This window comes from Klebsiella michiganensis (assembly GCF_015139575.1).
GTDB lineage: Bacteria > Pseudomonadota > Gammaproteobacteria > Enterobacterales > Enterobacteriaceae > Klebsiella > Klebsiella michiganensis.
On sequence record NZ_AP022547.1, the window covers coordinates 1,909,130 to 1,925,047 of the forward strand.

General features: G+C 35.7%; 13 protein-coding genes and 1 pseudogene. 13 read left to right on the forward strand and 1 reads right to left on the reverse strand.

What is annotated here, in order from left to right:
* Nucleotides 1-37: 37 nt before the first annotated feature.
* From JLG71_RS09015 to JLG71_RS09065, 12 genes and pseudogenes are all read left to right on the forward strand, one after another.
* Nucleotides 38-1,174: a polysaccharide export protein gene (locus tag JLG71_RS09015; RefSeq protein ID WP_064404538.1), complete on the forward strand. Its 1,137-nt coding sequence runs from the start codon at nt 38-40 to the stop codon at nt 1,172-1,174.
* Nucleotides 1,174-1,608, forward strand: a complete 435-nt coding sequence (locus JLG71_RS09020; protein ID WP_064404540.1) for an arsenate reductase/protein-tyrosine-phosphatase family protein — start codon at nt 1,174-1,176, stop codon at nt 1,606-1,608. Before JLG71_RS09015 ends, JLG71_RS09020 begins: the two co-directional genes overlap by 1 nt.
* A gap of 17 nt (nt 1,609-1,625) precedes the next feature.
* A complete protein-coding gene (locus JLG71_RS09025; RefSeq protein WP_200914135.1) occupies nt 1,626-3,788 on the forward strand; it encodes a polysaccharide biosynthesis tyrosine autokinase in 2,163 nt (720 codons plus the stop codon).
* A gap of 125 nt (nt 3,789-3,913) precedes the next feature.
* Nucleotides 3,914-5,341: an undecaprenyl-phosphate galactose phosphotransferase WbaP gene (wbaP, locus tag JLG71_RS09030; protein ID WP_064404543.1), complete on the forward strand. Its 1,428-nt coding sequence runs from the start codon at nt 3,914-3,916 to the stop codon at nt 5,339-5,341.
* A gap of 26 nt (nt 5,342-5,367) precedes the next feature.
* Complete coding sequence (locus JLG71_RS09035; protein ID WP_064404545.1) at nt 5,368-6,282, forward strand: glycosyltransferase family 2 protein; 915 nt, start codon at nt 5,368-5,370, stop codon at nt 6,280-6,282.
* A 72-nt stretch (nt 6,283-6,354) separates the two neighbouring features.
* Nucleotides 6,355-6,459: pseudogene (locus JLG71_RS28605) on the forward strand (hypothetical protein); the annotation flags it as partial.
* Between the two features lie 111 nt (nt 6,460-6,570).
* Nucleotides 6,571-7,092, forward strand: a complete 522-nt coding sequence (locus JLG71_RS09040) for an acyltransferase (protein ID WP_064404617.1) — start codon at nt 6,571-6,573, stop codon at nt 7,090-7,092.
* Between the two features lies 1 nt (nt 7,093).
* Nucleotides 7,094-8,359 (forward strand): oligosaccharide flippase family protein, encoded by a 1,266-nt coding sequence (locus JLG71_RS09045; protein WP_163520791.1) that lies wholly within the window; start codon nt 7,094-7,096, stop codon nt 8,357-8,359.
* Between the two features lie 10 nt (nt 8,360-8,369).
* Nucleotides 8,370-9,359, forward strand: a complete 990-nt coding sequence (locus tag JLG71_RS09050) for a glycosyltransferase (protein ID WP_064404549.1) — start codon at nt 8,370-8,372, stop codon at nt 9,357-9,359.
* 1 nt (nt 9,360) lies between these two features.
* Entirely contained in the window at nt 9,361-10,152 is a 792-nt protein-coding gene (locus JLG71_RS09055) for a glycosyltransferase domain-containing protein (protein WP_064404551.1), read from the forward strand.
* Complete coding sequence (locus JLG71_RS09060; RefSeq protein ID WP_064407101.1) at nt 10,139-11,167, forward strand: EpsG family protein; 1,029 nt, start codon at nt 10,139-10,141, stop codon at nt 11,165-11,167. Before JLG71_RS09055 ends, JLG71_RS09060 begins: the two co-directional genes overlap by 14 nt.
* Before the next feature lie 14 nt (nt 11,168-11,181).
* Nucleotides 11,182-12,075: a glycosyltransferase family 2 protein gene (locus JLG71_RS09065; protein ID WP_074189053.1), complete on the forward strand. Its 894-nt coding sequence runs from the start codon at nt 11,182-11,184 to the stop codon at nt 12,073-12,075.
* A gap of 86 nt (nt 12,076-12,161) precedes the next feature.
* Here JLG71_RS09065 and JLG71_RS09070 read toward each other — a convergent pair whose 3' ends face one another.
* Nucleotides 12,162-14,288 (reverse strand): hypothetical protein, encoded by a 2,127-nt coding sequence (locus JLG71_RS09070; protein WP_200914139.1) that lies wholly within the window; start codon nt 14,286-14,288, stop codon nt 12,162-12,164.
* Between the two features lie 205 nt (nt 14,289-14,493).
* On the opposite strand from JLG71_RS09070, the gene gndA reads away from it, so the two are divergent.
* On the forward strand, nt 14,494-15,900 hold the full coding sequence (gndA, locus tag JLG71_RS09075; RefSeq protein WP_064404560.1) for an NADP-dependent phosphogluconate dehydrogenase: 1,407 nt from the start codon (nt 14,494-14,496) through the stop codon (nt 15,898-15,900).
* The last annotated feature ends 18 nt before the right edge of the window (nt 15,901-15,918 follow it).

The window sequence follows — 15,918 nt, forward strand, 5'->3', positions numbered from 1 at the left end:
GAATGAGCCACTTTTAGTTTACTGATGATGTGACATTATGAAGAAAAAAATTGTTAGATTTTCTGCATTGGCATTAGCGATAGGGTTTTTATCGGGCTGTACAATCCTGCCGGGCCAGGGTCTGAATAGCCTTCGTAAGAATGTAGTTGAACTACCTGATAGTGATTATGATTTGGATAAGCTGGTCAATGTTTATCCCATGACGCCCGGCCTGATAGATAAACTCCGTCCCGAGCCGGTCATTGCCCGTTCGAATCCACAATTAGATAGCCTGCTAAAAAGCTATGAGTATCGCATTGGTGTTGGCGACGTGTTGATGGTTACTGTTTGGGATCACCCTGAGTTAACAACACCTGCTGGTCAATATCGTAGCGCGAGTGATACAGGTAACTGGGTAAACTCAGATGGGACAATTTTCTATCCGTATATTGGTAAAGTTCAGGTCGCGGGTAAAACGCTAACGCAAGTGAGACAAGAGATTGCGAATCGTCTCACTACCTATATTGAAAGTCCGCAAGTTGATGTTAGTATTGCTGCGTTTCGATCGCAGAAAGCTTATGTCACTGGTGAAGTTGCTAAGTCAGGCCAGCAACCAATTACGAATATACCGCTAACCGTTATGGATGCCATAAATGCAGCTGGTGGGTTAGAAGCCGATGCAGATTGGCGTAATGTGGTGCTTACGCATAATGGTAAAGATACTAAAATCTCTTTATATGCGTTGATGCAGAAAGGTGATCTAACTCAGAACTATATGCTTTATCCTGGCGATATTTTATTTGTGCCACGTAATGACGATCTGAAAGTATTTGTCATGGGGGAAGTGGGTAAACAGAGTACCATGAAGATGGATCGCAGTGGTATGACGTTGGCTGAAGCACTAGGCAATGCGGAAGGGATGTCACAAGCCTTCAGCGATGCTACAGGTGTGTTTGTGATTCGCCAATTGCAGGGAGATAAACAGGGTAAGATTGCTAATATCTATCAATTGAACGCTCAAGATGCATCCGCAATGGTGTTAGGAACAGAATTTCAGTTACAACCCTATGATATTGTCTATGTAACTACTGCACCTCTGGTCCGTTGGAACCGTGTCATTTCGCAGTTAGTTCCGACTATTAGTGGAGTGCACGATATGACTGAAACCGTAAAATTTATCAAGGATATGCAATAATGTTTGATTCTATTCTTGTTGTTTGTACGGGAAACATTTGTCGTTCACCACTTGGCGAACGTTTTTTGCGGCGAGCATTACCTAATAAGAAAATTGATTCAGCGGGTACCAGTGCATTAGTTGAACATAGTGCGGATGATAGCGCTATTCGAATTGCAGAAAAACACGGGATTTCATTATCAGGGCATAAAGGTCGGCAATTTACCTCTTCGCTTGGAAGGCAATATGATCTGATCTTAGTTATGGAGAAATCTCATCTTGAACAAATCGGACGGATCGCTCCTGAAGTTAGAGGGAAAACTATGTTATTCGGTCAATGGTTAAATCACAAAGAAATCCCTGATCCTTATCGAAAAAGTGATGAAGCATTTGCTTCAGTATATCAGTTGATAGAGCAGGCTGGATTACGTTGGGTCGAGAAGTTGGGCGCATAATTATCAGGAATCATTGCATGTCATCAGTTAAAAACAGAACTGTCGAGAAAGAGACGGATGAAATAGATTTAGGTCGGTTAGTCGGAGAACTTATTGATCATAGAAAGCTAATTATATCCGTTACATCTCTTTTTACGCTAATTGCTCTTCTTTATGCATTATTTGCAACCCCTATTTATCAGGCCGATGCGCTTTTACAGGTTGAGCAAAAACAAGGAAATGCAATTTTAAATAGCTTAAGCCAGATGTTACCTGATAGCCAACCCCAGTCTGCACCAGAAATAGCTCTATTACAGTCTCGCATGATCTTAGGGAAAACAGTTGATGATCTCAATCTGCAGGCAAGAATAGAGCAAAGCCATTTTCCATTATTGGGCAAAGGGTGGGCACGTTTAACAGGTGATAAGCCGGGTAAATTGACTGTAAGTAGACTTTATTTGCCATCAGACAGTGATTCGGATATTCCCAAGTTGAAGCTAACTGTAAAGGATAAAAATCACTACAGCGTTGTTTTTAATGATATAGCGATGATAGGTGAGGTCGGTGTTTTGCTTGACTCTAATGGTATCTCTCTTAAAGTTGATAATATCGAGGCGGAATCAGGTTCAGTATTTGGCATATCTTATGTAAGTAAGTTGAAAGCAATTACAGATTTACAAGAGGTACTTTCAGTTGCCGATCAAGGTAAAGATACGGGGATGTTAAGCTTATCATTAACTGGTCCAGACCCAATTTTACTAGAGAATATTCTGAATAGTATCAGTAACAATTATCTTGCACAAAATGTCGCTAGGCAGGCAGCACAAGACGCTAAGAGTCTGGAGTTCCTTAACGAGCAATTACCAAAAGTGCGTAATGATTTAGACATTGCTGAAGATAAGCTTAACCAGTATCGTAGACAAAAAGACTCAGTCGATTTGTCTTTAGAGGCAAAGTCAGTTCTGGAACAGATAGTCAATGTTGATAATCAGTTAAATGAGCTGACATTTAGAGAATCGGAGATTTCGCAGTTATACACGAAAGAGCACCCTACCTACAAGGCACTAATGGAGAAGCGTAAGACTTTGCAGGAGGAGAAGGCAAAGCTAAATCAACGTGTTTCAGGAATGCCAAAAACGCAGCAAGATATATTGCAGTTAAGCCGTGATGTTGATTCAGGACAGGCGGTGTATATGCAACTTTTGAATCGTCAACAAGAGCTTAATATTGCTAAGTCTAGTGCTATAGGCAATGTAAGAATTATCGATAATGCAATATCCCAACCTAAACCTGTTAAACCCAAAAAAATAATAATAATATTAGTTGGGATTGTTTTAGGTGGAATAGTCTCAGTAGGCCTAGTTTTACTGCGTGTATTTTTGCGACGTGGTATTGAAAACCCTGAGCAACTGGAAGAGATAGGCATTAATGTCTATGCAAGTATTCCAGTGTCCGAGACCTTTGCCAAAAAAGCTAGCAAGGCACCGGGCTTACGCAAAAAAAATGTGCCAGAATACCAAAGTTTCCTTGCTTTGGAAAATCCGGCCGATTTAGCTATTGAGGCGATTCGCGGGCTACGTACTAGTCTGCACTTCGCTATGATTGAAGCGCGGAATAATGTATTAATGATCTCCGGTGCTAGTCCTAATGCGGGTAAAACTTTTGTCAGTACCAATCTCGCAGCTATAATTTCTCAGACGGGGAGTAGGGTCTTATTTATTGATACCGATATGCGTAAAGGATATACACATAAATTATTTGAGCGTAGTAATGAAAATGGTTTATCCGATATTCTCTCGGGAAAGATAGATATTTCTAGGGCAATTCAAACTGTGCCTGCTGCAGGATTTGATTATATCTCTCGAGGTATAGCTCCCCCTAATCCAGCCGAATTATTAATGCACAGACGATTTAATGAGTTAATGACGTGGGCCAGTCAAAATTATGATATAGTTATTCTTGATACGCCACCTATCTTAGCTGTGACGGATGCTGCAATTATTGGACATTATGTAGGTACAACGCTGCTTGTCGCTCGTTTTGAGCAAAATACAGTTAAAGAGCTTGAGGTTAGTTTTAAACGTTTTGAACAAAGTGGTGTGCAAGTTAAAGGTTGTATATTAAATGGGATAGTGAAAAAAGCGAGTAGCTATTATGGTTACGGTTATACACACTATGGTTATTCCTACAAAGAGAAATAATTAAATGAGTAAGGGGCGGAGCTCTTATATTCCGTTCCTTACTCTATATTAGAATTAAATCATCCATAAGTTAGCTGTTAACTATTAAATAATATACAATAAATAATAAATATTGAGAGGTTAGAATGACACTTCTCGGCAGAAGTTTCATAGTCAGTGTTACACTTGCTATATCCGACTTTATTAGCTTTATTATATCTATATATCTAGCTATGGGGTTATTATCGATTTCTCTTGAACAGAATCATAAAATTTTATCTCTCGCTCAAATAAATGGCTGGGTGGCTCTGCATTGGTTATTAGCTTTTTGCTGCGTAGGCTGGTATTCAATGCGTTTACGTCATTATTTTTATAGAAAAACTTTTTGGTTTGAATTAAAAGAAATACTTAGAACATTGGTTATTTTTGCAATTATCGAAATTGCCGTTATTGCTTTTACTGATTGGTCATTTTCGCGGTATTTATGGGGACTCACTTGGCTTCTTATCCTGATTCTTGTACCGATATCTCGTATGGTAACAAAGCGTATTTTAAACGCTTTCGGCTATTGGCACCGTGATACTTGGATTATTGGAAGTGGAGAAAATGCTTATGAAGCCTATAAAGCTATAAGCAGTGAGCGTAACTTGGGGTTAAAAATCGTCGGCTTTATTGCTAGCGAAGGTGGTATATCTGCAGGTAAGAGCATTGAAAATATAGATGTCTTACCTGATGATATACGGTGGTTAGCGACTAAAGACAAAAAAACGCAGTTCATTGTTGCGGTAGAATCTAATCAGAGTGAAATGCGTAATACTTGGCTGAGAAATTTTATGATCAAAGGCTACCGTTATATTTCTGTTATACCTACATTACGTGGAATGCCTCTAGATAGTACAGATATGTCATTTATATTTAGTCATGAAGTAATGATTTTTCGGGTACAGCAAAATCTGGCAAAGTGGTCATCGCGTATTTTAAAGCGGTTATTTGATATTGTAGGGTCTATAGCTATAATCATTTTATTATCACCACTTTTGTTATATATAAGCCAAAAAGTAAAAAAAGATGGCGGCCCAGCTATTTATGGGCATGAACGTATTGGTAAAGGAGGGCAATCATTTAAATGCCTTAAGTTCCGTTCTATGGTTATTAATTCAAAAGAAGTACTTGCAGAATTATTAGAGAACGATCCCTCTGCCAGAGTAGAGTGGAATGCAACATTTAAATTAAAAAAAGACCCTCGAATTACTAAAATTGGTGCATTTCTTCGCCGAACCAGTTTGGATGAGTTACCTCAATTGTTTAATGTGCTGAAAGGTGAAATGAGTTTAGTGGGGCCGCGTCCAATCATTACAGCAGAGTTAGAAAGATATAATGAAGAGGTCGATTATTACCTTTTAAGTAAGCCAGGCATGACTGGATTATGGCAGGTTAGTGGTCGTAGCGATGTCGATTATGAAACTCGGGTCTATCTTGATGCTTGGTATGTTAAAAATTGGTCTATGTGGAATGATATCGCTATTCTGTTTAAGACGGTTGGTGTAGTACTAAAAAAAGATGGCGCCTATTAAATGTTATTTTAAATAATGAGTTTTATATGAGATACTATGTCGCAATACCAACTTATAATGGTGGGGAAATTTGGCAGTCAGTTGTAGATAATATTAAAAAATATGCACCTGATGATATCTTTGTTCATGTTATCGACTCAAGTAGCAAAGATAATACAGCTGAAATAGCAAATAAAGCTTTATTTGATGTGGTTACGATTCCTAGTAGTAATTTTAATCATGGTGGAACAAGGAATTTAGCAGTAAATAATTTTATTAACGAATATGATATTGTGATTTTTCTAACCCAAGATTCGATACCTCAGTCTGGTTTTATTGAAAAAATAATTGAGGTTTTTGAAGATGAACAGGTTGCATGCGCATATGGTCGACAACTGCCACATTCAAATGCTAATCCTTTAGCAACACATGCACGATATTTTAATTACCCAGAAAAAAATTATGTATGCGGATTGGAAAATATACCTAAAATGGGTTTGAAAACAGTTTTTATGTCGAATTCATTTTCTGCCTATAGGTTATCTGTTTTTAGTAAGCTAGATGGTTTTCCCTCGAATACAATATTATGTGAAGATATGTACTATACCGCAAAGGCAATTCAATCTGGTTATAAGGTTGCATATGTATCAAGTGCGATGGTGCAACATTCCCATAACTATACACCTGTTGAAGAGTTCAAAAGATATTTTGATATTGGTGTATTTCATAGAAATGAGCCATGGATTAGACGTGATTTCGGAGGTGCAGAGGGTGAAGGAAAAAAATTCATTATGTCAGAGTTGCAATTTTTACTTAAAAATGCGCCTTTATGGGTGCCTTTGGCATTTATAAATAATTTTATGAAAATAGTCGGCTATAAATTAGGTCAACAGTATCAAAAGTTACCTGCTAAGTTGGTTAGAAAACTTAGTATGCATAAAAGGTATTGGGATTTTAATTAATATTGTTAATTAGTTATATAAGCGATTTGGACATTTCATTTGTGAAAACATTAAGATAGATTAAAGGACAACATGAAAATTATTGTCACTGGTGCTGACGGGTTTATTGGAACTGCTGTGGTGTGTCATATTATTAATGACACTAAAGACGAGGTGATAGTTCTTGATTGTCTTTCTGATTGGAATAGTGCTTTATAGAAAATAATCACAAAATTGTAAACTAAATTTTGTTATTCGGAAAGTATGTATTAGGTTGCATACTTTCCACTTATGAATAGGCTCGATATTATGTTACTAAAAAAAATTATTGAGAAAATTTACATAAGATATTTACGTAAAAATGACCAAGTGAAATGGGCAAGGAAAATAGGAGTTTCTGTTGGGAATGACTGTAGGTTAATTGATGTTTCCTTTAGCTCAGAACCTTATCTTGTGAGTATAGGTAATCATGTTTCAGCAACTAAAGTACATTTTGAAACACATGATGGTGGACTATGGGTTTTTAGGGATAAACATCCAGACTGGGATATTATAAATAAAATTACGATTGGTGATAATGTCTATCTTGGGTTTGGATGTTTGATCCTCCCTGGAGTTGTTATTGAAAATAATGTGGTTGTAGGGGCTAATTCAGTTATTACTAAAAATTTAGAAGCAAATGCCGTTTATGCGGGTGTCCCTGCACGTAAAATTAAAGATTTAGACGAATATTATTTAAGTTGTAAAGAAAAATCGTTTGACACAAAAAAATATTCTGACGAAGAAAAAAAAACTTACTATCTAAATGCTATCAACAACAAGGTGTCTTGACGTGCGGCGATTTATTAAAAAGATCACTACTGATGGAGAAAAAAGAATAATTTTATCGAATTTTATTTTTCTCTTTCTTTTACAAATAGCAAATTATGTTCTTCCACTTTTAACTGTTCCGTATCTTGTAAGAGTCATCGGAATTGAAAATGTTGGATTATTGGCTTTTGCTACTGCGGTATGCACATATTTACAAATAATTACTGATTTTGGTTTTAATCTCAGTGCTACCCGGCAAGTATCTATAAATAGATATGATAACAATAAGCTAAGTGAGATTTACAGTTGTGTCATTTATATTAAACTATCCTTGTGTGTATTATGCTTGATAGTGTTACTTGGCTTAGTTGAATTAGTTCCACAATTTAAAGAACATAAAATTATATTTGCCTTAACTTATCTTGGTGTTTTTGGACAATCTTTATTCCCTGTCTGGTTCTTCCAAGGAATGGAAAGAATGAGATATATAACATTTATTAACGTTGGTATAAAGTTAATATTTACGATATCGATATTTACAGTAATCAATGCTCAGAATGATTATATTTATATTCCGGCCTTAACTTCTATTTCGATGTTGCTTTCTGGTTTTATTGCAATGCTCGTAGTACATTTTAGTTTTAAAGTTTCTTTAAAATTAGTAAAAATGGAAACTATAAAGATTTATTTTAAAGACGGTTGGCATATTTTTACGTCACGAGTATTTTCCTCGTTATATAAGAATTCCGCAGTTTTGATATTAGGTATTTTTACTACATCTCAAATTACTGGATATTATTCTGTAGCTGAAAAAATAATTCGTAGTTTACAGACCTTACAAAACGTAATTGGGGATGCACTATATCCTCATTTAGTTAAATCTTTCCATGAGGATAAATTTTCTTATGATAAATTCTCAAGAAAATATAAATGGCTAGTTCTTATTTCTTATGGCTGCATGGCTTTAGGGGTATTTATTTTTTCCGACTTTGGAGCCAAAATTTTCGTCGGCGCAGAATTTAACCAAGTGGCCATAAATATAAGAATTATGTCATTGGTTATCTTCTTTGGTGGCCTGAATTATTATTATGGAATATTAGGGCTTGTGGCGCTAAATTATAAAAAGGATTTTTCAAAATATGTGTTAATAACTGGGTTAGTAAGTATTGTATCGATGATTATTTTTTCAATATTATTCAATGACATTGGGGCTTCAATTGTTTCTGTGATGAGCGAGCTTTTTTTATTAATATTGATAGTCAATCGACTGCGAAAAATAAAAGTGTAAGGTAATTAAAATGAATGTTTGTGCTATTATAGTAACTTATGGTAATAGATTTAGTTTAATTGAAAAAGTTGCTAATGCTTGCATTGAAAATGGTGTTCAAACGATATTTGTAGTTGATAATGGTTCGCCTGAGAAAAATAGATTAAAATTATATGATTTTGCACTAAACAATAATGACTATATCCAGCTTATAAGAAATGATCATAATTTAGGTTCTGCAGGTGGTTACTCTATTGGATTGCAGAGAGCTAAAGCGTGTACTGAATTTAATCATTTTCTGCTTTTAGATGATGATAATTTAATGGAGAAAAATTCTTATTTATCACTATTACAATATTGGAATGAAGAGTTGTCTCCCGAAGAGCGAATGAATTCTGCTTTACTTGCATTAAGGGAGGACCGGGAATATTATGTTCGTTTCACAAAAGAACAGAATGATGATGTTTTATTAGGAACATCCAATAGCTTCATGCATTATGATTTTTTTAGTCGCCAAAGAATACAGAGTGTAAAGATTATAGAATCTACGAGAATTAAAACACCGATAGCACCATATGGGGGACTATTAATCCCTAGGTGTTTACTTGATAAGATAGGGCTTCCGCTTGAGGATATGTTTCTTTATATTGACGATATTGAGTTTTCATATCGTATTACTTCAGGTGGTGGGAATATTTTCATAGTACCAGATAGTAAGATTCTAGACATTGATCAGTCTTGGGGAAGTAAGGCAGAAAATCACAAAAAAAAATTATCATCCCCTGTGTTAGAAGAAGGGGAAAGCTTTAGAATTTATTATACATTTCGTAATAGATCCTTTTTTGAATATTTTTATAGAGTTAATAATAAGCCCTTATATTTTTTTAACATGTTTGTTTTGCTTTTAAAACTATCGATAAAAGCTATTGCATTGAAAAAAACAGATAGATTGTCATTAATACTCTTGGCTGTTTATGACGGCATTCGTGGTAAATTAGGCATTACTAAACGGAAGTTATAATATGAAGAAAAAATTTGCTGTATACACCGGTATTTTTGGCAACTATGATTACCTGCTTGACCCTGAGATTGATCAAGATGAGAATGTAGATCTTATATGCTTCACTAATAATCCTAATCTTACATCACATAAATGGAATATAAGATTAATTAGTGATGAAATTATTTCCGATCATATGCTCAATCGAAAGGTTAAAGTTTTACCTCATCTATTTCTGAAAGAATATGAGTTCAGCCTTTATATAGATGGAAATATTATTTTAAAAAATAACATCCTCCCCTTTTTTGAGAAGTACTGTACATCAGATTTTTTAATGTGCTTACCAAAACATTTAGACAGGAATTGTATTTATGATGAGGCGGATATATGTATTTTACAAAAAAAAGACAGAGAGGAAATAATAAGAAGCCAAATGGCATTCTACCATAAACAGAGTTATCCCGAAAAAAATGGTTTGTATGAGAATAACATTTTACTTAGAAAGCATAATGATGAGATTATTAGAAAAGTAATGGAGTCATGGTGGGAGCAGTTGAATAACTGGTCCAAAAGAGATCAGTTAAGTTTATGCTATGTATTCTGGAGTAATAGTTTTTCGCCGCAGATTTTAAAAGAAAGCTCTAGAATTTCTAACGATTTTTTTGACATTGAGCTCCATTCTAACTACAAAAAAATGCCATTTCTAAAACGAATATTTGTATTGATTGATATGAAAAAGCATAAAAATATCGGCTTTAAAATTGGTTATGTACTAATCACACTCCTTAGAAAAATAAAAAATGGGCATAGGTAAAATGAGTGCAAATAATCATAAAAACATCATGCATATTATATTTTTTATGTTTTTTGGGATCGTTTTAATTCTTTGTTCTGGGCTAAGGCCCATCGGAATTGATCCAGATTCCCATATGTATGCTGATTTTGTCCGATATTTTATCGGTTGGTCATCGATTGACTTTATGGATAAAGAACCTGGTTTTTGGTTAATCCTATACATTAATAACTTCATTTTTGGTAATAATATAACTTCATTTTTTTTATTTTATGCAACTCTTTCAATTTCTTTTAAACTTATATTGTTCTATAGGTTATCGCGATACCCCCTAGTTACTCTTTTTCTATACATTTCAACTTACTATTTTCTGCATGATATGACCCAGATAAGAATTGGGTTAGCATGTGTTTTAATTTTATGGTCTCTTGAAGATATACTTAATCGTAATAAAATCGGATTCATATCAAAGATAGCTTTGGCTACTTTTTTTCATTATTCAGCTATTGTTTCAATATTATTTTATTTTTTTTCAGGTGAGGGTATAAATAAGAGATTTTATGCAATATTGCCTATTTTGGGGCTTGTTATATATATTGTATCAAATACCGGCCTTGGTGACATTCAGTCTCTTCTGGTATACTTACCCTCATTCCTTGAGGGAAAAGGAACAACATACATTGACCTGCAATCTCAGGGGGTGTATAGAGAAAACAATTTAATTATAATGAACGTTGGAGGAGTAATCTCCTTTTGCTTCTTACTACTTCTTCTGTGGAAAGGCGATTTAACGGTAAAGCTAAACATAATTCTACTTAAGATATTATCCTTCCAGCTTTTTATTGGTCTTATTCTTTCCTTTAATTCGGAAATATCAAATAGATTTTATACGCTAATTGGTTTTATTACGGTTCCATTATTATTTCCAGCTGTAATTGATTGCTTCAAACCTCGTTGGTTTGGTTATCTCTTAGTGATGCTTTACGCTGCAAGACAATTTTATTCTAGTATTGTCGGTGTTTTCTTATCCTATTGAACAGTGGTGTTACAATGCCTGTTATTCATGCAATAATTATTACTTTTAATCCTGATAAGGATAATGTTCTGTTACTTTCTTCAACATTAAATCAACAAGTTGCTCATACTTGGATAATTGATAATGGAAGTTCTACTGATATCTCAAAATATTTTTTTTCCAGTCCTAATGTAACCTATCTCAAACTAGAGGAGAACGTTGGTATTGCCAAAGCCCAAAATATAGGAATTGTTCATGGAAAAGAGATGAAAGCAGAATATTTCATTTTCTTCGATCAAGATAGTACGATAGGGACAGATTTTGTAACAGGCTTATATTCTTCCTATTCCAAGTTAAGCCGTGATAAAAAAATCGCAGCAATTGGGCCGATATTTGAAGACAGCCGTTTTGGTTTTATGTATCCGCAAATTAAATTAAATAAATTTGGGGTTCGTGAAAGAATAACACCTAAATACGGTTCAGGCCCATTATTATTATCCTTTATAATATCATCAGGCATGTTCACATCAGTATCAGTATTAGATGATATTGGTACAATGAATGAAGATTTTTTTATAGATTATGTAGATACGGAATGGTGCTTAAGAGCATTAGGGCATGGTTATGAAATTTATGCTGATACTAATGTATGTATGAAACATACAATTGGTGATAATAATATAAAATTTCTAGTGTGGAAATTACCTGTTCACTCTGCACTACGCCGTTATTATAGGATGAGAAATATGTATTATCTTTTTGGTATGAAGCACGTCCCATTTTTGATGAAATGTCGAGAGTTTATTACAAATAATATTCACCAACTTTTAATTACTCTGGCTTCAAAACAAAAAAATCATTATATAAAGTACTGGGTCAAAAGTCAGTGTGATGGCGTTAAATATTTTCTTACAAAAAGATTTAAGTAAGTGAATGTACTAATTGCTTTTAGTCGCTTAAGTTTTAATAAAATAGCATCATGAAGATATCATCAAACATGATGCTTTTTCTTAACTTAATTGTACAGGATTGCACCTAGATTAGATATAGATAGCAGATCTCCTTCCGTTGCATTTGACATATCAAATTCAAACATAATGCTTTGGAAATTTTCGTTGATATAATTTTCATAGTTCATAGGGCTTAATTGATTAGTGTCGCCGGCGAATGCAATGGTTTCACCAAGTCTGTTCGATATTTCACCATTTTCATATAAACCATAAACAGAGATAAGGATGGGGTTCTTTATCTTTATTTTTTCAAATATAATCATCCATGTTAAAAATCTATGTTGAAATGAGTTTGTGATTGGGCAGTAAGTATGGATTTTACATTGTTTTGCTTTTTTATTTTGTGCTAAAAGTTTAATGGTTAAATCGTCACTTTGAATGTTTTTTTCTATTTTTATTTTTCCTGTGGTCTTTGTTGTTAGAAATTTTGGTAAAGGTGTTTGTATTAAACCCTCGGATACAAAAGGTGCTCTTCCTTCAATTCCGCTCATATGCCAATTCCTTACGAATATGCAACCGGTAGAGTTCGTTATTTTAGCGTTTCTAGTCGCAACCAGGCCTTTAACTTCATTTTCAGCCCAGCTAAATCTATTGTCTTCAAGTATTAAGTTATGTTTTCGAGTAGATGTAAATAAATATATTTCATTGCCATCTATTCCAAAATTAACAAAGGTAACGTCTTGGAATTTTGCCTTTCCAATTGAGTTTGGAGTGTCACTATTTATGCAAACAGGTCTTGTTCTTTTTTTGTTTTCTATGTGTCCACCTCTAACGATAATATGGCCACCTTTATTTCTTATTTCACCGCTAGAGTTATAATTCAATGAGCAATTATCTATCAGCAAACCGCCTGTCCATCCATCAATGTCGAATGCTAATTTGCCATTTTGGAATACACATTCTCGAAAACTAATTCGCTCTGAATTATTAATTCCTGAATATAATACAACGGCACGTTTGTAACTGTCGAAACCGCATTCCCAAAAACAAATGCCCCAACCATTATCACCATTACTGTAAATATCATTAAAACCTGTAAAGCGACATTTTAGTATACCTAGCTGAGAAACTGTTTCTGAGACTCCTTTATCATGGTTTAGTGTTGCATAATGCTTGATACAATTTATATTATTAGAATTATTTTTTTCATGTATATATATGTGTGATAATATGTAAACTGTGGTGTTAACATAAGGGATATCTCCCTCGCTACCTCTATTGTTGACGTTTCCGGATATGTATATGGCGTATTTGTTATCGAATAATTCAGATGAGCTATCTATTTGCCATTCTGTTATTCCCGCACTTGGTTCCAGAAAGGCATAAGAAGGATTTAGGTATATGGGACTTGCCGTATTTATTTTAGCAGGGAGTTTTATAGAAACTCGTTTAGCTTTCTTATTTTTGACTAATCTTTCTGCTTCATTTATAGTTTTCTGAAGTGCATTGGATGAGTCTAAATTCAAGTCTATAGAAGCTCCAAACCATGTAGCTTCCAGTTGAGGAATGGAATTATCGATGACTCTCTTCCATCTATCTCCTGAGGCAGTGACGACTATAGTTCCATCATTATCCAAACTCTGAGTATCGAATTTATCAAAAAAGAAAACTCCGCCACCACTGTCAAGATGTGGCGAATGCGCTCTAACTTTTATTTTTTGATTATTATAAATAGGTGTGGTGTTTCTTAAATCACCTAAGGAGTCACAAGTTTTTAATTCTTTATTTGCTTCTGGAGTGATGTTCTCTAATTCCAGACACCTAGATAGATAAAGTACTTCATTTTTACTATTAGCAATTGCAATTGAAATTTCCTTGGCTTCAACTGATATGTGGACATTTTTAATGTTATTGCTGTTTATTTTTAATGGTTGAATGTTATCTGTACTGAAACTGCTAGTGTAATATATTATTTGATTTTCTTTTATAAAAGAATCCGTTCCCTTTCCTCCAATGTAAATATTTAATTCTTCATTTTTAGAAAGATTTAAATTTTTTATTAGACTAAGGATAGGTATTGCATTTAAATTTTCAGGGTTTTTTTTTCTTATATTTGCAATAGCTTCATTTTGATTAATAAAACCGCTTAATGTCGCAATTCCTAAATATTTAAATAAAGTACGTCGCTTCATGTTAACCTTTAGATGTTGAGTGCAAAATTGTTATTTTAGTGGTTTCTTGCTACACTCCAAAAATAATATGTAACATTATATTTAATTTTGAAAGGTGTCCCTGTATTTAAAATATAAAACTATAAGTATAAGCTAGTTTACGTTAGCATATCTGTAACAATCAACTGCGAAAGGTCGCAGTGACCACACCTGACAGGAGTATGTAATGTCCAAGCAACAGATCGGGGTTGTCGGTATGGCAGTGATGGGGCGTAACCTTGCGCTCAACATCGAAAGCCGCGGTTATACCGTCTCCGTTTTCAACCGCTCCCGTGAAAAGACCGAAGAAGTGATTGCCGAGAATCCCGGCAAGAAGCTGGTCCCACATTATACAGTGCAAGAGTTTGTTGAGTCGCTCGAAACTCCACGCCGTATCCTGTTAATGGTGAAGGCGGGCGCAGGCACTGATAATGCCATCGACTCTCTGAAGCCTTACCTGGACAAGGGTGACATCATCATCGATGGTGGTAATACCTTCTTCCAGGATACGATTCGTCGTAATCGTGAGCTTTCTGCTGAAGGTTTTAACTTCATCGGAACCGGCGTGTCCGGCGGTGAAGAAGGCGCGCTTAAAGGCCCCTCAATCATGCCTGGCGGTCAGAAGGAAGCTTATGAACTGGTCGCTCCAATTCTTAAGCAGATTGCTGCTGTCGCTGAAGACGGTGAGCCGTGCGTAACGTATATCGGCGCCGATGGCGCTGGTCATTATGTCAAAATGGTTCACAATGGTATTGAATACGGCGATATGCAGCTTATTGCAGAAGCCTACGCCTTACTGAAAGGCGGTCTCGCGCTTTCTAATGAAGAGCTGGCCCAAACCTTTACCGAATGGAATGAAGGTGAGCTTAGCAGCTATCTCATTGACATCACTAAAGACATCTTCACCAAAAAAGATGAAGAGGGCAAATACCTGGTCGACGTGATCCTCGATGAGGCGGCAAACAAAGGTACCGGTAAATGGACCAGCCAGAGCTCTCTTGACCTCGGTGAACCGCTGTCACTTATCACTGAATCTGTATTCGCTCGCTATATCTCTTCTCTGAAAGATCAGCGTGTGGCAGCTTCGAAAGTTCTAACCGGACCGCAGGCGAAGAGTGCAGGCGATAAAGCGGAGTTCGTCGAGAAAGTTCGCCGCGCTCTGTATCTGGGCAAAATCGTCTCTTACGCTCAAGGCTTCTCCCAGCTGCGCGCGGCTTCTGATGAATACCACTGGGATCTGAACTACGGTGAGATCGCGAAAATCTTCCGCGCCGGCTGTATCATTCGTGCTCAGTTCCTGCAAAAGATTACTGATGCCTATGAGCAGAATGCTGGCATTGCCAACCTGCTGCTGGCGCCTTACTTCAAGCAGATCGCCGATGATTATCAGCAAGCGTTGCGCGATGTAGTTGCATATGCAGTGCAGAATGGTATTCCGGTTCCGACGTTCTCTGCAGCCATCGCATACTACGATAGCTATCGTTCTGCAGTCTTGCCTGCTAATCTGATTCAGGCGCAGCGTGACTATTTTGGTGCGCATACCTATAAGCGTACCGATAAAGAAGGTGTGTTCCACACTGAGTGGATGGAGTAAAGTTTGTAGTGTCATTTG